The following is a 26,542-nucleotide window of genomic DNA, read 5'->3' on the forward strand; positions in this document are numbered from 1 at the left end:
ATATTTATTTTTGATTGATGGAGATTTTCTTATGACTGCTTATAAGCGTTTGCCGTTGGCTATTTTACTGATTTTAAGCCATCATGCCCTCGCCGATGATGTGCCAACAGTTCAACTTGAGCATGAAATCATTAATATTAAGCACCAACCCTTAGAAAGCCTTGCTTTGGGAGGTACGCGCAAAGTCGGCGACACGGTTATAAAAAGTGAAGTGCTAAAACAGCGTGCAGTAACTTTGGGCGATGCTTTGGACGGCGAGCTTGGCATTCATTCCAATCAATTTGGTGGGGGTGCTTCTGCACCGATTATTCGTGGGCAAGAAGGTAAACGCATTACCATTTTGCAAAACAATGCCGATGTCATTGATATGGCACATCTTTCGCCAGACCATGCGGTGATGGTGGATACGGTGCTTGCACGTCAAGCTGAGGTGGTGCGTGGGGTCAGCACTTTATTATATAAATCAGGCAATTCGGCAGGGGCGGTCAATATTGTGGACAACAAAATCCCCACCAAACTGCCCAACAAGCCGATTACGGGTGAAGCAGGCATTCGCTTTAATACGGGTAATAATGAAAAACTTGGCACAGGGGCGATTACTTTTGGGCTTGGGCAAAATGTTGCCGTGCATTTGGAGGGCTTGCACAAATCGGCAGGCAATTATCGCACGCCCAATTATCAATACACCACTTTTGATAATGAAAATCAAATTGACCGCTATGTCAAAGCCCCAGAACGCCTAGCCGCCCTAGAAAAAGAATGGCAAGCAATCAAAAACGGCACACCCCTATCTTGGCGAGATAAGACCTACTTTATCAGCGATGAAGCAGGTTATTTGGCTCAAAAGGCGATATTAGAACAAGATTTGTCCACCATTCAGCATTATCATTTTGATTATTTGCCCGAAAGCTGGGCGGACTCAAAATCGGGCAGTGCTGGGCTGTCGTGGATTGGCAACAAAGGCTATGTGGGCGTGGCAATCAGCGAAAGAAAAGACAAATACGGCTTGCCTGCTCACAACGCCATTTATGAAGGCTGTGGGGTGATTTCTATTTTTGACAGTTTGTGGGACAGACCGTATTTGGCGACTTATCCCCAGCTGATTGACGAATCCGATGTCAATTATATCAACCCACGCCCCGACTGTGCCGACCACGCCCACGAGAATTTTAACCACTCGCACGGCGTACACAAAAAGCACGACAAACACGGCACGCCCTTTGTGGATTTGACCACTCGCCGTTATGATTTGCGTAGTGAATGGGACAATCCTGTGCCATTTGTGGACAAAGTGCGTGCCAATGTTGGTTATGTGGATTATAAACACGATGAAAAAGAAGGTGATGTCGTTAATACTTCATTTATGAACAAGGGCAAAGTGGCTCGTGTGGAGCTGACCCATACGCCATTTAAAAATGCCAAAGCCTTGTGGGGTGTACAATATACAGAGCAGGACAACAGTGCCTTGTCGCCCCAAACTGAATGGCGAAAACGCCAGCTTTTGACCCAAAATGTACTAAAAAATACCGCCCTATTTGCAATGGGGCAATACAATGTCGGCAATGTGGAGTTAGAACTTGGTACTCGCCTAGAAAAACAAAAAGTGGCAATGGATTATGATACCGACCACATTGTACAAATAATGCAAGACCGTAGCCGTCTAAGATTGGATGCGGACAAATTAAAAGAAGCGACCGATTATGCCATCAACGCCACCAAACCGCATAAAAACACCGCCCATTCTTATGCACTTGGCGTACATTGGAAGTTTTTGCCAAATTATACGCTTTCCTTTAACGCATCGCACCAAGAACGCTTGCCCAACAGCCAAGAGCTTTATACGCACGGAATGCACCTTGCCACCAATTCTTTTGAAATTGGCAATCGGCATTTGACCAAAGAAAAATCCAATAATTATGAACTGGGTTTAAAGTTTGTTGGCGATAAATTGGATTATAAAGTGACGGGGTATTTGTATGATTTTGACAATTATATTTATTTGTCCACGATTAACGAATATCTCGGCACGGCAAGGGTTAATCATCTTAAAAAATTACGCATTAACCGTTATGACCAAAGCCCTGCCAAATTTTATGGGGCGGAAGCGAGCATTGGTTATCAGTTGAATGACACTTATTATGCGTCTGTTTTTGGCGATTATGTCAAAGGCAAATTGCACGATATGCCACCGATTGTCTCTGATTATACACCAGCATCGTGGGGCAAACCTGCAATCAAAACCTACACCGACCAAGAAGACCGCACCACGCCACGCCTACCGCCAATGCGACTGGGGGCAAAAGTCAAAGCCGATTTTGATGATAAATGGTCGGGCAGTATGGAATATGTTCGCACTTTTGACCAAAATAAAGTTTCCAAATTTGAAGCCCCAACCAAAGGTCATCATTTATTAAATATGGGCGTGAATTATCAAAATTATAAAGGCGGTTTGGATTACTCAATTTTCTTTAATGCTAATAATTTGTTAGACCAAAAAGTCTATGCCCACGAAACGCATTTGCCTTATATTCCGCAAATGGGCAGGAATTTTAGTTTGGGGATAAATTTTAAATTCTGACGCATTTATTTGCAAAAACCACTTGACCCCTGCCAAAAATCGTGTATAATACCCCACACATTCGGGGACGTGGCGAAATTGGTAGACGCACTGGATTTAGGTTCCAGCGGGGCGACCCGTGAGAGTTCGAGTCTCTCCGTCCCCACCATGTTTTAACTCAATCGTGAAAGCGGTTGGGTTTTTTTGTGTGTAAATTTCTTGACATTTGTTCTCATAAACACAATAATGACCCAATCCCATGACACTTGATAGGACAACCCATGACGACCACGCCTTTTGATACCCTGCCCACATCTACCTTGACAGGCAAGCCTGTACTGCATTTTGTCCATGCCAATGGTTTTCCCAGTCAGGTCTATGCACCGCTGTTTGAGCATTGGGAACAGGTGTTTAGTATTGAGTATATTGAGCTCTTTGGCACGCACCCTGATTATCCACTTGACAACCACTGGCAGGGACTGACCGAGCAAGTGCTAGACAGCATCCGTGAGGCGTGCGACAAACACGGCGTGCCACAGCTGGTTGCCGTGGGGCATTCTGTGGGGGCGGTGACGACCATGCAGGCGTGTGATAAAGACCCCACGCACATCAGCCAAGTCATCGCCCTTGACCCATCCCTACTTATGGGCAAGATGAGCCTAGCTTATCAGTTATCTAAAGTCATGGACAACGCCCTACGCCCCTTGCCCAGATTTCATCACTATTTTGTCGATAAAATCTCGCCTGCCAGCAAATCCAAATACCGCAAAGACACCTTTGACAGCAGGCAGATTGCCCATGACAGTCTACGCCAAAAGGGACTGTTTAGAGCCTTTGACGCACGCACCTTTGACGGCTACATCCAGCATGGACTGACCGCCAAAGACGACAAATTCACGCTCGCCATCCCCAAGGCGGTCGAGCTTGCCATCTTTCGCACCATTCCATCCCTATACTGGGCGAAGTCACTGACCATCTACCGCCCCACCACGCTCATCGCTGGCAAGGACAGCCACTTCACCCACATGGGTTCATACCACGCCATCCACGACCGTTGGGGCGTGCCAGTCATCTATGTGGGCGGCTCGCACATGTTCCCTTTGGAGACACCCGACAGCACCGCCCATCTCGTGCTAGACACCATCGCCCAACAAATCAAGGCTCACTAAATGCTCCATCATGACTTAACCGCCCCACAGATGAGCAAGCCATCTCCACGCCCTGCCATTTCTTTTTCGGCAGTGGGCGTGGTGGGGCTGTGCTTATTTTGCCTGTTTGGCATGTTTGCCTTACAAATCATTGGCGTGTATATCGGCTCACTGGCTTATTATGAGCAGGCAGGCAGTCTGAATGTCGCCACGCTCATCATGCTCGGCTCCAATAACGGCGTGGTGGTCGCCATCTCAGTTTTCATCACTGCCCTAGCCTTTACGCTGTTTGCCGTAGGTTTGGTGCTATTTAAAAGCAAAACGGCACGCCACGGCACACCCCATCAGCCCCCATCAGCTCATCACTGGGGGGAGTTTTTTGGGATAAAGGCGATAAGCGTTCGGGGTTTTGTCGTCAGTCTAATAGGCATGATAGCATTTATGGCGGTAAGTGAGATTATCTTGACCGCCTTGGACAGCTCGCCCATGGATTTTTTGGATGGGCTTATCACAGATGAGTCCCTGCCCCTGCTCATATTCGCCATCGTGGTGGTCGCCCCCATCTACGAAGAGCTGGTGTTTCGGGGGTTGATATTTGGCGGACTGCTTCATCGTCATCGTGCCGAGCAAATCCCCATCCGTCTGGTCGGTTTTACCATCGCTAAGTCCACACTCATGGCAAGTCTCATAAGCAGTCTGCTCTTTACACTCGTTCATCTACAATACGACCTGCTTGGCATGATGGTCATCTTTGCCATGGCGTTGCTATTTTGCTATATCCGTGTCAAATACGGACTCATCATGGCAATACTCATGCACATGGTCAATAATGGCATGGCGATGGCGGTGTATTTGGCAAGCTGACTTAAAAGCCCTTTTCTTTGTCATCAGAGCTTGTTATACTATTTATAAGCACACCCTAATTACAGACTTTAACTGGGAAACATACTAGGGCATGCCTACCATTGATAGCATTTTTATAAAATACGATGAAAATTTGACAATTTTAATCAATTTTTGCATGAAAAATGGCTAAATCTTGTGGCTTGAAGTCAAAAATTTGCCTGATAGAAAACTCACAGCCTCAAGTTTTTTCCCTTGAAAAACGTGCGATTCCCCTGCTTTTTTAAACAGGCATTTTTCATTGCAAATACCAAAGGCAGGCACACCCTAATTTACTTACAAGTCATCATCAAGGTATTTTATGGACATCATTATCTTGGGTGGGGGCGTGATTGGCACGACCACCGCCTATTATCTTGCCAAAGCAGGGGCAAAAGTTACCGTCATAGACCGCCAATCGGATGTGGCGATGGAGACAAGTTTTGCCAATGCCGGACAAATCTCCCCTGGTTACTCAACCCCTTGGGCTGCCCCCAAAATCCCCCAAAAGGCGGTCAGATGGCTCATGCAAAAGCACGCTCCCCTTGCCATCACGCCTGATGGCACAGGCTTTCAACTGGCATGGATGAAACAAATGCTTGCCAACTGCAATGCCGAGCGGTATGAAATCAACAAAGAACGCATGATGCGAGTGTCAGAGTACAGCCGTGATTGCATCCGTGCCTTACGTGATGAGATTGGCATTGGCTATGAACATCGTACAGGTGGCACGGTACAGCTGTTTCGTAAACCCGCCCAAATCCAAGCCATGCACCTTGATACCAAAGTGTTAGAAGAATGTGGTGTGCCTTATGAGATACTGGACGCAGATGGGCTTATCAAGGCTGAACCTGCACTTGCTTATGCTACCGCTCCGCTTTTGGGCGGTCTAAGATTACCCAATGATGAAACGGGCGACTGTCATTTATTTACCAAACGCCTTGCCGAACATTGCAAAACTTTGGGCGTAGAATTTAAATTTAACACCATCATTGACAAAATTATCTCTGAAAATCAAAAAGTGACAGGCGTGGTTGCAGGGGGCGAAACCTTGACGGCAGACGGTTTTGTGTTGGCACTCGGCAGTTATTCTCGGGTGATGGCAAAGGATTTGGGACTTGATTTGCCTGTTTATCCTGTCAAAGGTTATTCTTTGACCGTGCCAATCGTGGACGAAACAAAAGCCCCTGTTTCTACCGTGCTCGATGAGACTTACAAAATCGCCATTACTCGCTTTGATAATCGCATTCGTGTGGGCGGTATGGCGGAGCTGTCGGGCTTTAATTTGTCATTAAATCCTGCTCGCCGTGAGACCTTAGAGATGGTCACAAAAAGCCTGTTTGATGGTGGTGATTTGCCAAAAGCACAGTTTTGGACGGGTCTGCGTCCAATGACCCCAGACGGCACGCCGATTATCGGAGCAACAGCAACCAAGTTTGATAATCTATTTATCAACACAGGACACGGCACGCTGGGCTGGACGATGGCGTGTGGTTCTGGCAAACTGCTTTGTGATATTATTACAGGCAAACAAACTGAGATTTCATTGGAGGGCTTAAATATAAGCCGTTATCAAAAATAAAAATAAACAAATTTGCCGCACCAAATAGCCTTAAGCGGCAAGGTTGATTTATTCGCCCTTGTAAAGTGTATCAAATTTAACTTCTTTATCCATCTTTTTATTTTAAGGAAATATTATGAACATTCAAAAAATTGACAGCAACGAAACCATTACCGAAATCGCCATTTATAACGGCGTGGTATATCTGGCAGGGCAAGTGCCTGACGATGATAGCCTTGACATTGTCGGGCAAACTCGTGAAGTGCTTGCCAATATTGACAAAGCACTCGCCAAAGCAGGCACAGACAAATCCAAGCTATTGACCGCCCAAGTCTTTATCAAAGATTTAAACGACTTTGAACAATTTAATGCCGAATACACCGCTTGGATAGCAGGCAATGTTCCGCCCACTCGTGCCACGGTTCAGGCAAATTTGGTTAATCCAAACTGGCTTATTGAGATTGTGGTAACGGCAGCGGTTTAGTTTAGCCCACTTGCCCCACCACCTGCAAGCCTGCCAACGCTACCACCCCTGCCGTCTCGGTGCGAAGTATCCGCTCGCCTATCGTCCACGACAAAAAGCCATGCTTATGGCACGCATCTATCTCATCATCAGACAGCCCGCCTTCTGAACCGACCAGTATGCCAATCGTGGACGGCAAGGGGGCTTTTGGAATATAGCGGTGCGTGTCGTCTGATAGGCTCATGACAATTTTTAGCTCATCGGTACAACTTGCTAGATAGCTCGACAGCGTAACAGGGGGTAAAATGGCAGGGATAATATTTAGCCCACATTGCTCACAGGCAGAGACGGCGATTTTTTGCCAATGAATGAGTTTTTTGTTATCACGTTCATACCTGAGTCGCTCGGAGCGTTCGGTGGTGATGAGCTGTATGGCGGACACGCCCAACTCGCACGCCTTTTGGATGGTATAATCCATACGCTCGCCCTTACTCATCGCTTGGATTAGGGTAACACGATAAGGCAGGGTGCGATTGGCAGGGTTAAAGTCATCTATACGCACATGGGCAGACTTTTTGTCAATGCGAGTGAGCGTGACGGTATATTCGCCCCCTTGCCCGTTAAAGAGCGTGGCAGTATCGCCAATATTTGCCCGCAAAACTTTCGTCCAATGATGATACACGTCATCAGGCAGGGTTATCGTATCATGTACGGCTAGGGGCATATCTACAAAAAAACGCATGAAATCGCCTTTTAAATGATTTATTAAAAATAAGGCTCTGGTCTAAAAAGTATGCTAAACCCAACCATAGTTAATATAATGAAACACCAACTCAAATGCTTTGAAATGGTTTTCTAGCTTTTTAGAAAAACAGCAAGTTCTCCTAAATGCTCGCCTGACGAAGGTTCTCAGTCTGGTGTTATTGCCTTCAATACCCACAGTAAAGCGTTTACCAACTTGTTTTAAAGAGTGCTTAAAGGCAGTTAAAAAGCTATCCCAATCATCACAAGCAATTTTGTTGAAAGTAATGCCTAGTTGGGTAAGTTGTATTTTGAGTTTTTTGGCAGTAGCAAGGTTTCGTTTGCCCCACACAAAAGCAACAATCTCACCTGTGCCTTTGTCATAAGCATAGATGAGCCAAACTTTGTTTTTCTTGTTACCAACATAAGTCCAAAACTCATCCACTTCTAAGGTGTCGTAATGTTGTTGTTTGGGTTTGATTTTGTGGTTGCTGTTTGTGAGTACACTTAGCACCTTTGCTTTGCTCACTTGTTCAATTACCACAATATCTGCAATGCTACACCCACGAGCAAGCATTAAGCGTATTTTGTTGTCTATGTGCGAATAACAGCCCTTGTAGCTTAGTTCTGACTGTTGGACAAACTGTCTGTGGCAATTTTTACAAAAATAATTTTGTTTGCCATAGCTTTTTACGCCATTTTTCTTTATACTATGACATAGGCAACTTGGGCAAGTAATGGTAATTGTCGTCTTCATAACCGTAAATTACCACTGTTTGGTTAAGTTGTCTTTTTAGTTTTTGTTACAGCATACTTTTTGAACCACTGCCAAAAATAAATTGGTAAATATAAAATGATTTTAGCATTCTATTGATTTTTATTTGCCAATTTTATCTTTATTTTATTTAAAAAAATAGGTATGGTTAATTTACGATTTAGGTACATGGGGGTAAATTTAATTTATCCAAATTGATATATTACATTGAAAAATTTAAATTTTCCTCTACGCATTTATCCAAAAATAAATCATTTCTTTTTAAACAATATTTTAATCAACCTTTTTCGACCCTTTTTTATTATCTTGTTTAAACAAACTTGATAAATCAGGTTTTTCTTTACCAATGGTAACGATGATAAATTCATCAGGGCGGATATAGGTATTTAGCGATTGATTGACCGCATCCAATGTCGCCTTGTCTAGTCGCACCAGATAATCAGTGATATGACTGTCGGGCAAATTATCATAACCCAAATGGCTTGCCGTGCTATGAATGGCTGAGTTGGTGGCAAGGCTCATGGGATAGGCGTATTTGCGACTGGTGCGTTCTAGGTTAAATTCGCTGTCTTTTATGCCATTTTTTCTTGTGTTTTCAATGACTTGTAAGGTTTTGATGATTGCTTCTTTGGCTTTGTCGGTCTGAGTAGAAAAACTGATACGATAATAACCCCGCTCATCAAATGTCGTCATACCGCCCGTAATACCATAGGTGTAGCCGTGCTTGTCTCGGATTTCTTTCATGAGATACGCATTAAAATCGCCCCCTGCCAGTACGCTGTTGGCAAGGCTAAAACTGGTGCGGTTTTGTAGCTCCACAGGATCTTTGGTCTTTTTTTCGCCCATGTGTCCGATATAGACGTGCGTTTGGGTGCTATCATAGGGGATATGGACGTGCTGTGGCTTGGGGGCGATGGGCGTGGGCAAGTCGGTGGCTCTCTCGCCTTGGGGCAAGGCATTTATCAGGCGTTTGGCGATGGTGCGTGCGTCATCGGTACTGATGTCGCCTGTGATGGCGATGTGGGCGTTGCCTTTGGTTAAGTATTTGTTTTTATAGGCGATTAGGTCATCTCGGCTAATGCTCGCCACGCTCTGTTGTGTTCCGCCTGTGGGGATGGCGTAGGGGTGTGTGCCGTATAGGGTTTTTAAAAATTCAACACTTGCCAGATGGCTTGGGTTTTGTTTGGCACGCTCAAAACCGATGTCCGCTTGGGCTTGGTTGCGTTTTAGGATAGTTTCATCAAAACGGGGGTTTTGTATCATGTCGGCAAACAAATCAAGGGCAGGATACAGCTCTTTGTCGTCCGACAAACTTCTAAACGCATAAACAAACGTGTCTCGGTAGGCAGTCGCCCCAAATACCACGCCCAGCAGTTCGGCTTTTTCGGCAAATGTGTTCTCGTCTAGGTGGGTTGTGCCTTGGGTCATCATAGTGGCGGTCATGCCAGCAATGCCGTAGCCGTCCGCTCGTATGGTGTCGTCCTTGGCAGAACCGCCCTTAAAGGTCAAGCTAATGTCCAAAATCGGTAGCTCGTCAATGGGCGTAAAAATCACAGGCACGCCGTCCACGTCAAACCGCTCCATGTGTGGGATTTTTAAGTCCAGTGGCTTGTCATCTTTTAGACTGTCAAGCATGGGCAAGGGCTTATCGCTTGGGGCGACAGGGGCATGATGATGACCGTCCGCCCATGTGGTGTGGCTGATAAGCAATAAGGTTAAGGCAATTGGGGTAAGTTTTTTCATGAGATTTCCTGATATTGGATTGGGGTTTTAATTGTTGATTTTATATAAATCATTTTTATTTAAATTGATTGTCATGGTTAATTTTGGAAAAATGTCTTGTTCATTTTTTAAATATCCAAATTTAATACAGCTAACAAAATTGAATTTTGCTACGGAAACCGTTCGCCACAAGCTTGCCTTCAGGTCAGTTTCCGTCATGGTTCGACTTAGCTCACCACGAACGGAAACCGTGGTACTTTTTCATTTTGTAGAGTGTATCAATTTATCTTTTAAATAAAATGATTTTGGTAAAATTTAATTTTTTATTTAAATTTTGCCCATAATTTTTATCAACTTTTCAAACCCCAAAAATAATCTATTATTCATCTTTTGGCAAAATATAGGCACTATACATACGCTCATCGCTTAGGTATTTTTTGCCTGCATTTTTAATTTCATCGGTGCTAATGGTGGGCAGGATTGCCAATTCTTCTTGGATTTTGCCAAAAGGGATATTTTCATTTTTTAGCATTCCCAATAAACTTGCCTGCCCTGATACACCTTCGGACGCAAACACCAAGGCGGTTTTTGTGGCAACCATAGAACGGTCAAGCTCTTTTTGGTCAATGGGGTCGGTCATGGTGCGTTTTATCTCATCTAAGACAAGGTGTTTGGTTTCATCAAGGCTCACCCCTGCTTTTGGCGTTGCCATGACCATAAAAAAGCCGTCCCCATAGCCTGTACTGTCGTAACTACTATGTACAGACGTAACGAGTTCTTTTTTGACCAAATTTTTGGCAAATCGCCCAGACGCTCCGCCACTTAGCACGTCATCAAACAGCCCCAATGCCAACAGCTCTCGCTCATTGTCGGCGGTGTGGCGGTTGGTGAGTTTTAGGCTAGATAAAGTCGGGGCTTGCCATGCCAAAATCAGCGTGGGAACTTGGACGGCTTCTTTAATGACGACATGGCGTTCGCTCACACCGCCTTTGCCTGCGTTTAGGTCATCAGCATGGATGAATTGGGCAGGGTCTCGGGCGGGTACGGGGTCGCCTTTGGGAATGTCGCCAAAATATTTTTTGATATGGGTTAGGGCATCGTCCTTGTCCACGTCGCCCACGATAACAAGCGTGGCGTTGTTGGGGACGTACCATGTGGCGTACCAGTGTTTTAGGTCATCCATGGTCAAGCTCTCAATGTCCGCCATGCTCCCGATAATGGGGCGACCCCGTGGCGTGTCGCCATAGACGAATGGTAAAAACCTCTCCCACGCTTTTGCCATGGGGTTGTCGTCCGTACGAGAACGGCGTTCTTCTTGAACAACTTGGCGTTCGCTCTGTATCTGTTCGGGTTTAAATAGGACGTTTTTCATGCGGTTGGCTTCTAGCTCCAACGCTAGGGCGTAGCGATTGGCGGGCAAAATCTCATGATAAACGGTAACGTCCGAACTGGTGTAGGCGTTATTGCTGCCACCATAATGACTGATAAGACGGCTAAATTCATCGCTGGATACCTTGGGCGTGTCCTTGAACATTAAATGCTCTAAAAAGTGCGACAATCCGCCCTTGCCCACAGGCTCATCATTCGCCCCCACGCCATACCAAATCTGGGTCATGACCACAGGGGCTCGTTTGTCTTCTTTGATGACGACTTGCAAGCCGTTGTCTAGAGTGTATTCGTGGATGTTTTGTAGGAGGCGAAGTTCGCTTGTAGGTTGAGTTTGTTCTGGCGGTACTGGATAATAGTAGAGCGTTACTTTGCTCTGACAAGCTGTCAGTAACGTCATCAATCCCAATGATAAAATAAAATGATAAAAATTTTTTTTCATGATTTGTTCCAAAATGTCATTTTCCAATCAACACGCTGGCAGTAGGACGTACACCCTGACCGTTATTGGCACTGCACGCCACAAGCGTTAGGGGCAGGCATAGGGCGATGATGAGCGTAAATTTTTTCATGACAATTCCTAATTGCAAAAGGTTATAGTTTAGCATAAGTTGGGATGGGTAGCAATTTTGGGAAAAAGATTGACAAAAAGCACTTTTAAAAGTATTATAAAAAGCACTTTTAAAAGTATTTGATTTTCCCATGAATGAACATAATGACGTACATGACATGATGATAAAATTAGAATATATAGAATATATAATAAATTCAGTCATTGAACAAACGATAAGTACCAATATAGAACATTTAAAAAATCTAAGTTTATTTCAAATATTTCTGAGTATTTTTTGCTTATTTTATTCTAAAAATATCTCCGATAAAAACTGCATACAAAATATCTTTAAAAATATTTTAAAGAAAATTCTAGATATTCGCTCACATGTTGGTTTAATATTCTTAACACCACGTCTCAATACTCCAATCTATCACTAATCCGCTCTTACCGAAAAGGTAGTTTATATGCTAAACCAAATCCATAGCCGTTATGTTGCCAGTATCAGCGATTTAAAGAAAAGCCCCATGGACACACTCGCCCACGCCAATGGCGAACCTGTGGCGATTTTAAATCGCAATACCCCTGCTTTTTATTGCGTGCCTGCGTCTTTATACGAAAAAATGTTGGACGCATTAGACGACCAAGAACTCATCAAATTGGCAAACGAACGGCAAAACCAAAAAACGGTAAAGGTAACGATTGATGACTTACGAGCCAAATTCCAATAATGATGAAAATCGTGTTTATGAATTAGAATTTAATGAAACTGCGTTAAAAGAATTTGAAACATTAAACGCCACGATTGCCGAGCAATTTTTAAAAAAGCTAGAAGAAGTGCTGTTAAATCCACACATTCCCAAGAATAAACTACACGGGGCGAATGCTAAGAATTTATACAAAATCAAACTTCGTAAGGTGGGTTATCGTTTGGTTTATGAAGTTAGGGATGATAAATTGGTGGTGCTTGTGATTACGGTGGGACGGCGTGATACGGTGTATGATAATATTTGACGCACTTATAGGCTTTGGCTCTATTTAGTATGGTAGAGCTGATTTTTTATGATTTATTTTTTGCTAAATTTAGCGTAAAATAACCCCAAATTTTTATGAGAATCATCATGTCTAACACAGCCCACACCGACCCCAAACTTGCCCAAAAACAAGCCGTTGCCAAATCCGCCCTTGCCTACATCGAAGACGGCATGATTTTGGGTGTGGGGACAGGCAGTACGGTAAACTGCTTGATTGAGCTGTTGCCACAGGTTCGCCTAAAAGGGGCGGTGGCAAGCTCACAAGTGACCGAAGATAAATTAAGAGCCTTAGGCATTGAAATTTTTGATTTAAATGCGGTGGGCGAGCTTGATTTGTACATTGACGGGGCGGACGAGATAGACGCTCATGGCAACATGATAAAAGGCGGTGGCGGTGCCTTGACCCGTGAGAAAATCGTGGCGGTAGCATCCAAACGCTTTGTGTGTATGGTGGACGACTCCAAAACAGTCACCAAACTGGGCAAATTCCCTGTGGCGGTGGAAGTACTGCCCCAAGCCCGTTCCTATGTGGCTCGTGAACTGGTCAAACTCGGGGGCGAGCCTGTCTATCGGGAAGACTTTGTCACTGATTATGGTAATGTGATTTTGGATACTTATGATTTGGACATCACAGACCCTGCCGAGCTAGAGAGTACCCTAAACAACATCGTGGGCGTGGTGTGTAATGGTATCTTTGCCAGTCAGTCGGCTCACATCATGCTAAAAGCAGGCGATGACGGCGTAAGTACGGTAAAATTTGACAAGACGACAAGATAAGGCAAATAAAAAATAAGGATTTGACATGCTCTTAATCATGGATAACTAATATATGATAAACAATGGGCAAAGATGATGAAAGATGGTTAAAGCCATAATTTAATAAAATAAAGCATTTCATTATTATTCTTTTATCATCTTAACCCATTTTTACCCATTGCAACCCATAAAAAATTGAGTATAATATTGAGTGTAAAGCCCATTACACTCAATTTTTTTATGCTAACCGACACACAAGTTAAAAATCTAAAACCTACCGACAAACTTTATCGCAAAACAGACAAGCAAGGTCTATGCATTGAAGTCCGCCCCAATGGCAAAAAATATTGGTATTACCGTTTCAGTTTTGACGGCAAGGCAACCATGATGTTGCTTGGCGAATACCCGATGATAAGTCTATCGCAGGCACGAGAAAAGCACCTAAACGCCAGAGCGGCCCTAAAACAAGGCATTAACCCAATTGCCAAAGAACGCCAAGAAAAGCAAATCGCCAAAGATGAGCGAGCCGATTTATTTGCGTATCACGCCAATGCCTTTTTGGATAAAATCAAAGACAAGCGGTCAAGTGGCTATGTTCGACAAATCCGCCATAACCTAGATACCTATATCCTGCCTGAGATTGGCAACAAAGCCATTAAAGACATTGACACCATAGACATCATACAGATGATGAATAGAGTACTAAAACTGGTCAGGGCTAATATTAAAAAGCATGGCACGGGCGAAGTAACCGCCGAGCTTTGCCGTCAGCAATCAGGGCTGATATTTCGCCATGCCATGCGGTCGGTGCGTGGCTTGCATGACCCCACGATTGGGGCAAAAGGTGAGATTGAGCGTCCGCCCATTGACCATGCCCGTGATTTGACCCTTGATGAGCTAAAACTACTGCTACAAAAACTGCAAAATTATGGCGGTATGCCATCAACCAAAGGCGTAATATGGACAATGCTCTACACTATGTGCCGAACCAAAGAGGCAAGGTTTATGCGTTGGGAACATATAGATTTTGAACGCAAGCTATGGAGCGTGCCACTTGCTGAGATTTCAAGACGCAAAAAAGGCGAACGCAACATGAAAACTGACCGCCCCCATATTGTGCCATTATCCAACCAGATGATAAAATTGTTAAAAGATATGCACCCCATGACAGGACTTGGTGAGTTTGTATTTGTATCGCCCAAAGACTTTACAAAACCCATTGGGGCGATGACGGTTAATTGTGCCTTAGACTATATGGGACTAAAAAACATATCAGGGCATGACCTACGCTCCACAGGCTCAACATATTTGCATGGGTTAGGATATGATACCACGCACATTAACTTGCAAATGGCTCATGTTGACAATACAGTAAGTGGCATTTATAACCACGCCCTGTATTTGCCCGAACGAACCAAAATGCTGCAAGATTGGGCAGATTATTTAGATAATCTTAGATAAAAGGCTGTCAGAAACAGCTATTTTCGTGAGAGGTGCATGACATGCCCCCTCCTTTACCCAATTCTAAACACTTGCCCACGCTGTACGCCATCTGAGCGTTTATAGCCCAGATGCACCCAACTGTTCGGGCTTTGAGGGTATTCAAGAATACACTGGTCAAATTTTATACCACGCTTCTTGAACTCATCTGCCAAATGTTTTACCACCGCCCTTGTATTGCCAAAGGCAGGACAACTAAAATCAATGGCATAGCCGTGCAGGTGCGCCGAGTTTTTCGCCCCACCAATCCTGCGATTTAAGGTAGGGCAACGATAACCACTGGTGATAAATATGGGGTGTCCTAAGATGTCTCTTGCAGGTTGCCATAGATTAACCGCACTTTCAATCAAATTTGCCAGAACCTGTGCGTTTGGCATGTTATCAATGTTATATCGTGTGGCGGTTTGACTTGCCAACAGCTCGTTTAGCGTGATGTTGGCTGTGATGGGGATAACCACACCCTTTGATAACGCCACTCTTAGGGCATGGATGGATTGATTGCCCCAAATGCCATCGGGTGTTGTGCCAATGGCGGTTTGTATTTCTTTGATTGTCATAATTCACTCCATAAAAAAGCCCCTTAGGGGCGTTTGGTTAAGTTATCATAAAGTTTGGACATCTGACTGATGGCTTTGCCGCCCAAATTTCCTGCCATGGCAACCATGACGGCGGTGTAGTTAAGCGACAGCCCCCACTCACGGCACAGCAGAAATGTTGTCAATCCTGCAAACCCCGCCAAAAACATCTCACCCAAAAACCTTATAAATAATGTCTTAACAGGCTGTGGCTCGGTCGCTTGATTTAGCTTCATGATAAAATTGGCAAGCCCGCCGCCCAACGCCAAAAACAACACGTAGGGTAAGGTTACTAAAAATTGTAACCATTGATTTTCGTTCATAGTCTCTCCAATAAAAAAGGGGCATTAGCCCCATAAAATAGGTTTGTCTCTACTCAATAAAAAAGCCCATCAGTGATGGGCGGTGGTGGTTATGGGAGTGGTGTTGTGTCATGATGGTCTCCTTGTGAATGGAAAAGGCAAATTTTGTATATCAACAAAATCAAAAGATGTGCGTCCAGTAAATATTACTCTTCTAGAGTCAGGCAAAGTACCACCGTGTCTGACCGTGCCATCTCTTTTGATGTCATCAAAGGGCACACTAAATAGCACAGCTGGCTTGTCTGAACAGCCGATAGCTGTCAATATCGGCGTGTGAGTTAGCACATGCTTATTAGCCATGTGCGTGTAATGACCACCCAAAGTTGGAAACAGATCACCCTCTACAGGATTTGGCAAACCTCCGTTATTGATGCTAATAATATAGCCTGCTAATTCAGCTGCAGTGGCTGGGTAATATCTTAGATATCTAACTTTTGCAGAGGGCAGACCCGCAGACTTGGAGTTTATCGTTGAAGGTACAAGGTCTCTAATTCTTGTACCTGAATTCAATCTGTTCCACATCTCAGACTTATGGTTTCCTTTTGAAAGATAATAATAATCCTCCCATTTGCTTCTTGAGAAATAGCCGTATTCAGTTAATGACGCTTCGCGTTTTGTGACATATGCGTAAGAGTCAGGTATACTGTCATAGACATACTTAGTATGTACGCTCATCGGCTGGCTTCGACTGCTAAAAGTAACATTGCCCTCACGGTCATACAAATTCATGCCCACGGTAGTTTCTTTTTCTGTCGCCACCACATCAAAAATATAAATCTGAAACTTGGCAAGCTCACACCCACCGCCGTCTCGTTTTCGACAGACGCAAAGCCCTTGATGTAGCTTTGGTCATTCGTACCCGTGCGAAACTCCCACGACACGTCGGTAAAATTAGCCTGTCCGCTCGCATTGATGATTGGCGTGCCGTCTAAGCGGATTGACCTGCCGCCATCGGCAAGCCCAAAAATCTCCCCTTCGCACAGTCCATATAGCCCCTGATAACGCTCCACCGACACTAGGTCATCTTTGGCGATGTGGGGGCGGTGGGGCTGTGGTTGTTTCTTTTTTGCACCGTGTATCATTGTTCTACCCTTACTTATTTGTCATTATTCGGCATAAATACCCGCACTGGCGATAAATCCGCCCACGTCTCGCTCGCCATACAGTATCGGCACAGGATTGCCTTGTGCCACGGTTGTTACCGCACCGCCAAAGCCGTTATTGGGGCGATTGCCGTCTTCGTTCATCTCGCCCAATTTGGGCGTGGGCATAAGTAGGCTTGTTACACCACCTAAGAGCAGTCCAGCACCTGCCCCAACCATGCTCCAACTGATTACCCCTGCACCAATACCTGCACCAAAGCCTGTTGCAATCAAGGCGACCCCTGCCACGACCTGTAGCCAGCCCATTACCTTGCCACCTGCTCCGATGACCCGTGGCACGATATGGATATGATTGGCGGTGGTCGTATCGCCAAGCTCATGCTCGCCGATGTTGGTTTTTTGGGTGCGTTTTTTACCCAAAAAGACGGCAAATCTAAGTCCAAGCTTTTCGCTATCCTGCATAAACGCCCTAAAATCAGGGATTTGGCACGCTAGGGCGTGGCAGGCTTCTTTGGCACTTTGCACATCAAGCGTAAAATATCTGCCAAATTTTTTGGCTAAAATGCCGTGTAGTTCAATGGTTTTCATTATTTTTACCTTTTTTTAAATAATACTTGCCTTATATCGAATACCGATATATAATATAATCATTGCAACAATCGGACAACCAACCATGATTCAAAGTTTTAAGTGCAAAGATGCCCAAAGCCTGTTTGAAACAGGGTCAAGCCGTGTATTTGCCAACTTTTTATCCGTTGCCACTCGCAAACTTACCATGCTTGATAATGCCGTGGCACTTGCCGACCTACGCATTCCACCTGCCAACCGCCTTGAAAAGCTGACAGGCGATAGAGAAGGTCAGTATAGTATTCGCATTAACGACCAATTTCGCATTTGCTTTGTGTGGGGCGATGATGGCGTGTATGATGTTGAGATTGTTGATTATCACTAAATAGGGGCTTAATAATGTTCAAAAATGGCATGAGACCTGTTCACGCAGGTGAGGTATTGCGTGAAGAATATCTAATCCCAATGGGTATGTCCGCCACCGCCTTAGCAAATGCATTGGGCGTAACCCCTGCACGCATTAACGACATCGTGCGGCAGCGGCGTGGCGTTACGGCTGATACCGCTTTGCGTTTGGCTCGTTATTTTGGCGGTACGGCACAATTTTGGCTAAACTTACAAACCACCTATGAGCTTCGCCTTGCCGAAACTACGCTTGGCGACAGTTTGGATTTTATCAGCCCTCATGAAGTTGCCCATGCCTAACCACCAACGCCGTGCGTTTACCCCAGCTCTCACCATATACTTCACGCACGGATAACCTGCCGTGTGGGTGGTGCAGTACTAGGCTGTTGCCTACCACAGGCGGTGTGGTCTCGCTGTTTAGCTTGCCATCGCCCAAATAAATTAGAGCGTGGTTAATGTGATGCGTGCGACCCACACGGCATAGGATAACGTCATGCTTTTGTAAGTCTTGCACCACGTCAAAGCCTGCTTTTTTAAAGTTGTTTTGATAAAGTGGTTCATGGCTTTTATCTTCCCACCAATCATCAATGCGTGGGAAGTCTGGTAGCTCAATGCCCAGCTCACGCTTATAATAATCACGCACGAGGCTATAACAATCCTGCACCCCGTGATGATATTCACGCCCGAGCAGTGGGGCGGTGTAGGTGGTGGGTTTGTGGCGTTTGATGTCGCAATATTCCGCCCCGTCAGCGTGAATGCCATAACCGCAAATCACCCAATCCACCCCGTGCAAGCCCATTTGCACCCTGTCCACTTCGGACGGTTCGGCATTGCCGTTGGGGTGGCTATGAACAATCGCCTGTATCTCGCCTTTGTACGATAGTGCCACATACTGCACAGGGTCTATCTCAAAGGTTTGGGTAGGGTCATGGGCGATGTTATCGCAGGGGTAGTACTCGCCCCCGATGATAAGCCCACAGCACTCGGCAGGATAGGCGGATTTGGCGTGGGCGTGGATGTCATCTTTTAAAATTTTGGTTAATCGCATTTTGCTTGCCCAATAAAAAAACCGCCCCCAAATTTACAATAGGAGAGCGGTTTTGTGTGGTTGAGGGTTATTTCATCTCGTTTGCCATCTCGTCAAAGTCGCTATAATGCGTGTCTGACAAATACTCGGCAATATCAAGCAAAGTCTCGCTATACGCCCCATTTTTCTTGGCAAGGGTGATGAGCGTACTGACCCAATGCAGATTTTCACGGGCAAGAGAGGCAATGTCGTGTTTACTCATGTGGTCGTAGCTCATTTTGCACCTCCAAACTCAACGAAGGGGAGATAGGGCTGGGCTTTTTGCAAAAGTTCAGTAAGTTTTGCTTTGAGTTGTGGCTTAGTCTGTTTGCCGTGTGTTGCCAGATACCAACCTGCTTTTGATAGATTTTCATCAAAATGTTGTAAAGTAATGCAAGTCTCAGTAATTTGAGCCGTCAAGGATTGGGTGGATTGTAGTGCCTGTTTTTCCATTTGGATAAAATAACGGCGGATTTCACGCCCTTTGGCATTTTTCTCAACCATAGCAAGCTCTTTTGCCATATCAAGGGTGATGTGGTAATCAACCTTGTTATGACCGCCACGCCCAGTTTTTGCTCCCCCATTTTGGGGAGCAGTCGTTTTGTGTTTTGCCCCCCTATTTTGAGCAACCAAAACAAAGTCCTGATTTTTTACAAAGCCGTATTCTTTAATACGCTCTTTAATCCAAGTATTAAAATCACGACCCACGCCCAAAAATTTATGCAATTCACGGGCATTGCATAGCATTTCTGTGGTTTGGTTGATTTCGCCATTAAAGACGGTTACAAACTGCCCTTGATTTTCAAGGGGCTTTTGTGTTACATTACTCATAGGATATTTCCTTATCAGTGGTTAGTATTCTAGCCCCTTGTTTGATTTGACGGTCTGCAAGGGGCTTTTTATTGCGTACCGTATTAGTACGGTGCTAATAATAGCACTGTACTATTGATTAAGTCAAGTATTTTTGTTAAAATATTTGTAAATTTTTTCAAAAGGTGCTTGTATGGCTCGTTCCGACCCCCAATTTAACTTACGCATTCCCCAAGAATTAAAGGAGCAAATAGAAAAATCCGCCAAAGATGACGGACGCTCTGTGAATGCACAGGCGGTTCATTTGTTGCAAGTTGGCTTAGAAAACCGCCAGCAAAAACCCCCAACTCAATACATAGATATTACAGACGCATTGACGGACATTATGAAAGAAATCCAATCATTAAAAAAACCGCTTGATTAAGCGGTTTATCCCCAATCCCAATAGCATTAACATATATCCCCCTAGGTTAGGTTAGACGCAGGATAGCCTGCAAAGGGTAGTTCGGCATTTTTGCCAAAGCGGAGCATGCAGTCGGACAGCCGTCCACCGCACCTGTCCTGCTCAGGGTCATCGGTGGGCTTACCGTCTATGGTAAACCGTGCCGTGCCTGTATATCCGCACGCCTCGCCCCGATAGCGACCGCACACCGCCTCATGGCAGTAGCTCGTGATTTGCCTTACGGGGATTTTTAAGCCCTCAAAGTCCACGGGGTTGGACAGCTCAAAGGTAGTGGTGGCATTCGTCTCGCTTGTCTTTTGCTCGATGTACCAATGCTGTACTTTGTAATGCTCATCATCGCTACTGTCCAAAAACTCAGCAAGGGTGTGGATAACTTTTAGCTTTACCCCTGCAAAATCGCCATATCGCAGGCATAAATACCGCAAGGCTTGTGGCACACCGCCAATGTCGTTATGAACGGTAAGCGTGGGCGTGCTTGCCTTGCCGTCTGAGCGGACTTCTAGCCCGTCAGCGGTTATGGCGATGGCTTGGTATTCATTGCCTTGCCATGTAATCACGCCCCCATTTTGGTCATGGTTGTGTCCGTGAAAGCGGTAAACATCGCCCCCAAATTTACGAGCGTCCAATTCGTACAAGGTGATAAAACCCTGTACGACTGACTGCTCTACACGACTGTTAAAGCTCATAATGTCTCGCTTGATTCGTCTGTTTTGGCAGGCTCGGCAGTCTTATCCGCCACGTCCACCGCCACGCCAAATTTACCGTCTTTGTAGGACACGGCAAAGGCATTGATGGTTTTTGAGTTGTCCCAGCCTTGTAGCTGTTTTAATTGACCCGCTCCCCATGCCAAAATCTCAGTGCGAAACAGACTGGCACGATTGCGTTTTAAAAGTCCGTGGTTTATCTCAGCGTTAAACACATCAAAGCCTTCATCTTCGGGGTAGTAGATAATCTCTACCGTGCCTGCTTTTTCGCCGTGGGTGTATTGCCATGCGTCCACTTGTGCGATAAAGGACTGCAAGGTTTGAGCTTCCAAGCGTGATAGCATGGTTAGTTTTTGGGTGTTGCTCATGATTTTCTCCATTAAAAAAGCCCCATGTGGGGCGGTTAAAAAACTTGCCTTAAGCCAAAACTGATTTGCCAAACATCGCCACCTTGCTTTTGGCGGGATATTTCCCCATCTAAGCGGACTTTGATACTTGGTTCATCGGCTACTGGCGTAAAATTAAAGGCTTCCACGCCTTTTGTGTCAATCAAAAAGCGGTAAATCTCATCAATCACCGCTTTTTTGTCTGTTTTGCTACATTGCCATGATTTACGGCTATTGTTTATACCAAAACTTACCGCCTGCTCATAGCCATCATTAAAAGCGGTTATGGTGGTATTTAAGGCGGTAGTTTCGCTACTGTCTGTGGATATGTCCCATGTAAAGGTTTTCATTTTTTGCCAATTCTATGTTAAAATTTACCACAAGTTATCCTTTTAAGTATCGTTTAAAGGGGTAATAAAAAACCCAACTGTTTGCACCAGTTGGGTTTTTGTTTATCTGCGGTATAGCCTGTCAAGATGTCCGTTTTGTTTGGTCTCTTGTATCATGACTTGCCGAGCGATTTTTGCCATGGCTTCACCCATCTGCTTGCCCATTTGGGTATCGGCTTGGACGTTGCTACCGTCAGAGTTCACGGTTACATGGACGTTGATATTATTCACATTGCCACCAATGCCACCACCATTGTTAAGCCGTTCAAGATTGTTAACACCAATCCGTCTTGTGGCTTTGGCATTTAAAACGTACTCTTGACCATGCACCACGCCTGCGATTTGGTTTACACCCATGTTGCCCGTATAACCACCCGTGGCAAAGCCTTTGGGGTTAATGGCATTTATCATGTTAATCAAATGACCCTGCTCTATGGTAACCTTTGCCACATTCGCCACTTTTTGCCATGTGGTTACCGCTGACGGGTCTGCCCACGCTTGCCCAATCGCCTCACCCATTTTTACACCAACCTGTGCCAAAGCAAAAGACTTTGATACGGCAAACATGGCACGGTATGCCGATGACTGCTCGCCTGCATAGTCTTTGACAAGACCCGACAACGCCCCAAATGTTGAGCCATAGCCCTGCAAAGTCATGCTAAGATTATCAGCTTCAAGCTGTCGGGTTTTTTCGCTATACAAAGCGGTAATTGCATACATCTGTTCTTCATGTATGATTTTAGCTTCTTGCAATAGTCTGCTACGCTCGTTAAAATCGGTAATGGCAAAATTACCCGTCTCGTCCTTTTCATTAATGGATTTTAAGACGTCATTATAACGCCCTTCTTCATCAGATTTGTTGGACTCATGGGTTCTATCCAACTGCCATTTATTGTATTGATGAGGCGATAAATATTTCTGATACATGACATCATTGTATTCTGCCATATAGCCCGAGTTTCGAGTCTGCTTAAACGCTTTCTCAAACTCATCCACCTTTTTTTGTTGTGCCAGTTGATACTGCTCAACATCAAAGGCATATTTATCCTCTATTGCTTGATAATGTATGGCTTTTTCTTCACGGGATAGCTCGGTGCTTAGGTTGGTTTTGTGTTGTGCCAGCTCCTTTTCAATCTTTAACTTTTCAAGTGCATTTAGGCGATAGCCATTTAATTCCAAGTCGGTAGATTTTTTATGGTAAGCTTGTGTCTCATCAAATCTATATTTAATAAGTTGCTTCCACCCTGTTGCCGTGTTCTCATCAAACTCCGCTTTATCAATCTCCTCAAGCTGTTTTTTAAACTCATACTGTTGCTTGGTATATCTGTCCATAAAGCGGACTTCTATCTGCTCTCGCATTTTGGCAAGCTTTTCAAGATTTTTTTGTTCGTTCTCTAAAAACGCTTGATTTTGTTTGGCGATGTCTTGGTTTTTCCCCAAGCCCCCATTGCCTGAGTTGAACCATGCTGACCATTTATTAATTTTTGGCACATATTCACGCACCTCTTTGTTTCGTGCTTCACTACCTGTGACTCGACCTGTGCGATTAAACTGTCTTGTACCACCACGACCTGCATTATACGAACGTATCGCACTTTCCCAATCGCCAAATTCTCTATAGGATTGGACTAGAAAATCAATGGCTTTTGTACCCGATTTAATCAAGTCGTAGCTGTCTTCACGGCTCATGCCCATATCTTTGCGATAACCGCTTGTGGTTTGGAAATACCCTATCGCCCCTGTTGGGCTTTTTGCGTATTGCTGACCACGAGACTCCTGCATCATCAGACCTGCAAGCATATGTACAGGCACGCCTTTTTGTTCAGCGTATTTTTTTAGGTCGCTACCATAAATCAAACCTTGAACACGTTTTAAGGCTTCAATGTCTTTGGCGGTGTAGGTGTACTTATCATCCTTGCTCCCACCACCTTTGCCATCTTTACCGCCTTTCTGCTCCTTGGTATTGGCATTGGTAGCTTGGGTATTAGCTCCCATGGCTTTGGTTAGGTCAGTTGTCGCTTTCTTGTCTTGGACACGATTACTAAGGTTTGTCCCATAGCTGTCTGCATAGGGCATGATATTATCCATGACACTGCCAATATTGGCAGACAAAGAATCGCCACTTAGTGACAGATAGTCACTTTGCTTAAAGTTAAATCCCATGCCTGCAATTTTGGGGATGATGTTCATGCGAATGTTAAAAGGAGTCAAAGCCAATGCGTTATTTAACCCCTGTATCATGCCGTTAGCTTGGTCAATCGCACCATTTATCATGCTAATGACGGCTTGCGATACACTATTGGCGGTGGCTTTAATGGCATTACCCACGGCAATAACTAGATTGCCAAAGGCTCTACCTGCCTGATAAACACCATTAGTTACCCATTTAAAAAATCCGCCTATCGTGGATATGGCGGACGCTAATATACGCATAACCCCTTGGATAAGCCCTGCAAACCCACTTTGGGTGTTGGCGAAAAATAAGGCAAATCCTTGGCTAGTCTGTTCGGTGCTTTCATTAAAACTGTTTGATATGTTAAACGCCACCGCTTCTGCCAAATCTGACAAGCCCTGCAAGCCCATGTTAACCACGCCGAACAAATCACTAAAAATAATGCCCGTGGTATTAAGCACATCATCAAGACCATAAAAAGCACTTGCCAACGCTACCACGCCTGCCGTCATCGCAACCACAGGATGTGCCATAACGACCTTACCCAACGCACTAAACGCTGTTGTGGTTAAAGTAACACGACTGGCAAGTGATACCAATGCCACACCTGTCACAGCGATTGAGCCTTTGGCAAGCGTTTCAAAATTATTAGCTATGCCCAATAATGACTTTGCCACCACGCCAGATAAGCCCGTGGTGTCATTGACAAAATCGCCCACAAACTTTTTGTAATTGTTGCGTAGCACGCCAAAAGACTGACTCATGGTTACAGGCATTTTGTCAAACATGGCTTGTAATTTGGGTGTAGCGTCCGCCAAAGCGTTATAAATCACTTCTGATGTGATAGCACCCTCAGATGCAAGTTCACGCACTTCTGCACGGGTTTTACCCAATTTTTCCGCCACCAAATCAAGGAGAATGGGGGCGTTTTCCGCCAATGAGCGAAATTCATCGCCCTGTAACACGCCTGATTGCATGGCTTGACCCAACTGCAAAATAGCAGACGCCTGTTCGGTCGCTGACTTACCACCTACACCCATTGCCAAACTTACGGCATTTGTGAATTTTAGGACTTCTTCTTGGGATTTACCTAGATTGCTTAAAGCCCGAGCGGAGTTCGTATAAAGCCCTGTGGTTGCTGAGATGTCCGTTAGATTCTTGTTCGCCATTTGGTGCAAGCGTTCATTGACCGCCACATACTCTTCATGGCTTGCCGTTACTAGCTTAACTTGACTGTTTAGCTCCTGCATGTGGTCGACAGTCTTAGCGATAGAGAGACTAGCACCCACAAACATGCCCCCTGCAATAAGACCATGTAAAGATGACAGGCGGTTTTGTACCTCCCTTAAACGACTACCAAGGGTTTGCACTTGACCGCTTGCACCGCTTGCTGAGCGACTGACATTAGCAAGACCACGACTTGCCGTGGCACTTGCCCCACCCATGCGATTAAGTCCGCTTGTTGTGGCATTTGTTGCCCCTGTCAAATGATTGGCACTATTGCCCACATCACCCAAGCTTTGCTCTGTACTTGAGCCAGAACGCTCCAAATCCGCCAAAGCACGACGTAAATTCTGCAAGTCTCTTTGAGCATTGCCCGTATCAATAACAATACTTAACCGTGATGTCTGTTCCATATTACCCCCAATAAAAAACCGCCCTTTCGGACGGTTACAAAATAAACAGGCAATAAAAAAGCAAATATTTTAAAAAATACTTGCTTTTTTGATAGGTTTAACCTATAATATATATATCAAGGCAAGGGGTAGGAGCCTTGCCTTGTAGGTTGTGAATCTGCTACCTGGTAAATGCAGTTCCCCACCGAATGTAAGGAGTAAATGATGAAAGTTCTCACACAACTTGTAATCATTGCGGTCTTTATCTTATATGGCTTACCAGCATATTAAGATAAACGCCTAAGTCATTAGCCAAAAGTTAATGATATGGCGGGGCAGATAAGGAAACCTGCCCACCCCTTACACTTTTTATGATAACACATTTTAAGGATTTGTCAAATGCCAAAACTTACCAACACCCCCAAATCACGCACCCAAATCCAAGCTGACAGCGACGCCAAACGGGGCATTAAGCTCAAAGCCTTTAAACTACACGAATCAGACATTGAGTTTATTGTTGCCACCGCCAAAAGGCTAGGCATGAACCAAAACGAGCTGCTCATGACTGCCATTCGTGAGTATGCCGATAAGTCTCAATAAAAAACCGCCCCTTAGAGCGGTTTATCCCAGTCTATTTTAACGCCAAAATCAAAGCACTTACCGCCAGTATGATACTAGCTAACGAAAATCCGCATAACGCCACCGCTTGTATCAAGCCTACTTTGTCTGCACTTTTTGAAGTCATTTTGCCACCTATCTGTAATTGTGAATTTGACTTATGGTTATTAAACATATATAATAAATCCTGTTCAATGTCGAAAATTGAAAATAAAAAACCCAGTAAT

29 protein-coding genes and 1 tRNA gene are annotated in these 26,542 nt (G+C 44.8%); 14 read left to right on the top strand and 16 right to left on the bottom strand.

Annotation, left to right across the window (positions count from 1 at the left end):
• Positions 1–31 precede the first annotated feature (31 nt).
• From LP107_RS14335 to LP107_RS08960, 6 genes are all read left to right on the top strand, one after another.
• The gene (locus LP107_RS14335; RefSeq protein ID WP_078273735.1) at positions 32–2,578 is read left to right on the top strand and encodes a TonB-dependent receptor; all 2,547 of its coding nucleotides are present in this window, start codon (positions 32–34) and stop codon (positions 2,576–2,578) included.
• A gap of 63 nt (positions 2,579–2,641) precedes the next feature.
• A tRNA-Leu gene (locus LP107_RS08940) sits at positions 2,642–2,726 on the top strand.
• A 112-nt stretch (positions 2,727–2,838) separates the two neighbouring features.
• Positions 2,839–3,726 carry an alpha/beta fold hydrolase gene (locus tag LP107_RS08945; RefSeq protein ID WP_264676222.1) on the top strand — a complete coding sequence of 296 codons (888 nt, stop codon included), beginning with the start codon at positions 2,839–2,841 and terminating at the stop codon, positions 3,724–3,726.
• Positions 3,727–4,569, top strand: a complete 843-nt coding sequence (locus tag LP107_RS08950; RefSeq protein WP_264676221.1) for a CPBP family intramembrane glutamic endopeptidase — start codon at positions 3,727–3,729, stop codon at positions 4,567–4,569.
• 340 nt (positions 4,570–4,909) lie between these two features.
• Positions 4,910–6,169, top strand: coding sequence for a D-amino acid dehydrogenase (locus LP107_RS08955; protein ID WP_264676220.1), 1,260 nt, complete (start codon positions 4,910–4,912; stop codon positions 6,167–6,169).
• A 115-nt stretch (positions 6,170–6,284) separates the two neighbouring features.
• Positions 6,285–6,632 carry a RidA family protein gene (locus LP107_RS08960; protein WP_078273731.1) on the top strand — a complete coding sequence of 116 codons (348 nt, stop codon included), beginning with the start codon at positions 6,285–6,287 and terminating at the stop codon, positions 6,630–6,632.
• Between the two features lies 1 nt (position 6,633).
• Here the strand turns inward: LP107_RS08960 and LP107_RS08965 are convergent, their stop codons facing one another.
• The 4 genes from LP107_RS08965 to LP107_RS08980 all read right to left on the bottom strand — a co-directional run bounded on the left by LP107_RS08965 (position 6,634) and on the right by LP107_RS08980 (position 11,677).
• Positions 6,634–7,353 carry a 16S rRNA (uracil(1498)-N(3))-methyltransferase gene (locus tag LP107_RS08965; protein WP_078273730.1) on the bottom strand — a complete coding sequence of 240 codons (720 nt, stop codon included), beginning with the start codon at positions 7,351–7,353 and terminating at the stop codon, positions 6,634–6,636.
• Between the two features lie 54 nt (positions 7,354–7,407).
• Positions 7,408–8,109 (bottom strand): IS1 family transposase, encoded by a 702-nt coding sequence (locus tag LP107_RS08970; RefSeq protein ID WP_078275358.1) that lies wholly within the window; start codon positions 8,107–8,109, stop codon positions 7,408–7,410.
• 291 nt (positions 8,110–8,400) lie between these two features.
• The gene (locus LP107_RS08975) at positions 8,401–9,870 is read right to left on the bottom strand and encodes a M16 family metallopeptidase (protein ID WP_264676219.1); all 1,470 of its coding nucleotides are present in this window, start codon (positions 9,868–9,870) and stop codon (positions 8,401–8,403) included.
• A 358-nt stretch (positions 9,871–10,228) separates the two neighbouring features.
• Positions 10,229–11,677 carry a M16 family metallopeptidase gene (locus LP107_RS08980; RefSeq protein WP_112742108.1) on the bottom strand — a complete coding sequence of 483 codons (1,449 nt, stop codon included), beginning with the start codon at positions 11,675–11,677 and terminating at the stop codon, positions 10,229–10,231.
• Between the two features lie 578 nt (positions 11,678–12,255).
• Between LP107_RS08980 and LP107_RS08985 the strand changes: the two genes are divergently transcribed.
• The 4 genes from LP107_RS08985 to LP107_RS09000 all read left to right on the top strand — a co-directional run bounded on the left by LP107_RS08985 (position 12,256) and on the right by LP107_RS09000 (position 15,039).
• Complete coding sequence (locus LP107_RS08985; RefSeq protein ID WP_065255890.1) at positions 12,256–12,519, top strand: type II toxin-antitoxin system Phd/YefM family antitoxin; 264 nt, start codon at positions 12,256–12,258, stop codon at positions 12,517–12,519.
• Positions 12,494–12,802, top strand: coding sequence for a type II toxin-antitoxin system RelE family toxin (locus LP107_RS08990; RefSeq protein WP_078275399.1), 309 nt, complete (start codon positions 12,494–12,496; stop codon positions 12,800–12,802). The genes LP107_RS08985 and LP107_RS08990 overlap by 26 nt, the downstream gene beginning before the upstream one ends.
• 107 nt (positions 12,803–12,909) lie before the next feature.
• Positions 12,910–13,599: a ribose-5-phosphate isomerase RpiA gene (rpiA, locus tag LP107_RS08995; RefSeq protein WP_078275398.1), complete on the top strand. Its 690-nt coding sequence runs from the start codon at positions 12,910–12,912 to the stop codon at positions 13,597–13,599.
• A gap of 219 nt (positions 13,600–13,818) precedes the next feature.
• Positions 13,819–15,039: a tyrosine-type recombinase/integrase gene (locus LP107_RS09000; RefSeq protein WP_078275300.1), complete on the top strand. Its 1,221-nt coding sequence runs from the start codon at positions 13,819–13,821 to the stop codon at positions 15,037–15,039.
• Between the two features lie 53 nt (positions 15,040–15,092).
• On the opposite strand, the gene LP107_RS09005 is transcribed toward LP107_RS09000, so the two are convergent.
• The 5 genes from LP107_RS09005 to LP107_RS09025 all read right to left on the bottom strand — a co-directional run bounded on the left by LP107_RS09005 (position 15,093) and on the right by LP107_RS09025 (position 17,706).
• On the bottom strand, positions 15,093–15,635 hold the full coding sequence (locus LP107_RS09005) for a D-Ala-D-Ala carboxypeptidase family metallohydrolase (protein ID WP_244893697.1): 543 nt from the start codon (positions 15,633–15,635) through the stop codon (positions 15,093–15,095).
• A gap of 23 nt (positions 15,636–15,658) precedes the next feature.
• Positions 15,659–15,976: a phage holin family protein gene (locus tag LP107_RS09010; protein ID WP_078275302.1), complete on the bottom strand. Its 318-nt coding sequence runs from the start codon at positions 15,974–15,976 to the stop codon at positions 15,659–15,661.
• Positions 15,977–16,084: 108 nt separating this feature from the next.
• A complete protein-coding gene (locus tag LP107_RS09015) occupies positions 16,085–16,744 on the bottom strand; it encodes a hypothetical protein (protein WP_264682756.1) in 660 nt (219 codons plus the stop codon).
• Positions 16,741–17,097 carry a hypothetical protein gene (locus LP107_RS09020; protein ID WP_264682758.1) on the bottom strand — a complete coding sequence of 119 codons (357 nt, stop codon included), beginning with the start codon at positions 17,095–17,097 and terminating at the stop codon, positions 16,741–16,743. Before LP107_RS09020 ends, LP107_RS09015 begins: the two co-directional genes overlap by 4 nt.
• Positions 17,098–17,121: 24 nt before the next feature.
• A complete protein-coding gene (locus tag LP107_RS09025) occupies positions 17,122–17,706 on the bottom strand; it encodes a tail assembly protein (RefSeq protein ID WP_264676215.1) in 585 nt (194 codons plus the stop codon).
• An 85-nt stretch (positions 17,707–17,791) separates the two neighbouring features.
• On the opposite strand from LP107_RS09025, the gene LP107_RS09030 reads away from it, so the two are divergent.
• Both LP107_RS09030 and LP107_RS09035 read left to right on the top strand, forming a co-directional pair.
• Positions 17,792–18,070 (top strand): type II toxin-antitoxin system RelE/ParE family toxin, encoded by a 279-nt coding sequence (locus LP107_RS09030; protein WP_078275306.1) that lies wholly within the window; start codon positions 17,792–17,794, stop codon positions 18,068–18,070.
• A gap of 14 nt (positions 18,071–18,084) precedes the next feature.
• A complete protein-coding gene (locus tag LP107_RS09035) occupies positions 18,085–18,390 on the top strand; it encodes a HigA family addiction module antitoxin (protein ID WP_078275307.1) in 306 nt (101 codons plus the stop codon).
• Here the strand turns inward: LP107_RS09035 and LP107_RS09040 are convergent.
• From LP107_RS09040 to LP107_RS09050, 3 genes are all read right to left on the bottom strand, one after another.
• Entirely contained in the window at positions 18,362–19,138 is a 777-nt protein-coding gene (locus LP107_RS09040) for a C40 family peptidase (protein WP_078275308.1), read from the bottom strand. The two genes, LP107_RS09035 and LP107_RS09040, sit on opposite strands and share 29 nt — an antisense overlap.
• A gap of 67 nt (positions 19,139–19,205) precedes the next feature.
• Positions 19,206–19,394 carry a hypothetical protein gene (locus LP107_RS09045; RefSeq protein ID WP_078275309.1) on the bottom strand — a complete coding sequence of 63 codons (189 nt, stop codon included), beginning with the start codon at positions 19,392–19,394 and terminating at the stop codon, positions 19,206–19,208.
• Positions 19,391–19,987: an antA/AntB antirepressor family protein gene (locus LP107_RS09050; protein ID WP_264676214.1), complete on the bottom strand. Its 597-nt coding sequence runs from the start codon at positions 19,985–19,987 to the stop codon at positions 19,391–19,393. The genes LP107_RS09045 and LP107_RS09050 overlap by 4 nt, the downstream gene beginning before the upstream one ends.
• A 172-nt stretch (positions 19,988–20,159) precedes the next feature.
• Between LP107_RS09050 and LP107_RS09055 the strand changes: the two genes are divergently transcribed.
• Positions 20,160–20,390 carry a TA system antitoxin ParD family protein gene (locus LP107_RS09055; protein ID WP_078275311.1) on the top strand — a complete coding sequence of 77 codons (231 nt, stop codon included), beginning with the start codon at positions 20,160–20,162 and terminating at the stop codon, positions 20,388–20,390.
• Positions 20,391–20,431: 41 nt separating this feature from the next.
• On the opposite strand, the gene LP107_RS09060 is transcribed toward LP107_RS09055, so the two are convergent.
• The 4 genes from LP107_RS09060 to LP107_RS09075 form a co-directional block, all read right to left on the bottom strand.
• Entirely contained in the window at positions 20,432–21,115 is a 684-nt protein-coding gene (locus tag LP107_RS09060) for a phage minor tail protein L (RefSeq protein ID WP_264676213.1), read from the bottom strand.
• Entirely contained in the window at positions 21,112–21,501 is a 390-nt protein-coding gene (locus LP107_RS09065) for a hypothetical protein (protein WP_078275313.1), read from the bottom strand. Before LP107_RS09065 ends, LP107_RS09060 begins: the two co-directional genes overlap by 4 nt.
• Positions 21,502–21,536: 35 nt before the next feature.
• Positions 21,537–21,869 carry a phage tail protein gene (locus LP107_RS09070; protein ID WP_078275314.1) on the bottom strand — a complete coding sequence of 111 codons (333 nt, stop codon included), beginning with the start codon at positions 21,867–21,869 and terminating at the stop codon, positions 21,537–21,539.
• A gap of 102 nt (positions 21,870–21,971) precedes the next feature.
• Complete coding sequence (locus tag LP107_RS09075) at positions 21,972–25,718, bottom strand: tape measure protein (RefSeq protein ID WP_264676212.1); 3,747 nt, start codon at positions 25,716–25,718, stop codon at positions 21,972–21,974.
• Positions 25,719–26,096: 378 nt separating this feature from the next.
• Between LP107_RS09075 and LP107_RS09080 the strand changes: the two genes are divergently transcribed.
• Entirely contained in the window at positions 26,097–26,297 is a 201-nt protein-coding gene (locus LP107_RS09080; protein WP_062501372.1) for a hypothetical protein, read from the top strand.
• Positions 26,298–26,542 lie beyond the last annotated feature (245 nt).

The sequence above is a fragment of the Moraxella bovis genome, assembly GCF_025985205.1.
Lineage (GTDB): Bacteria > Pseudomonadota > Gammaproteobacteria > Pseudomonadales > Moraxellaceae > Moraxella > Moraxella bovis.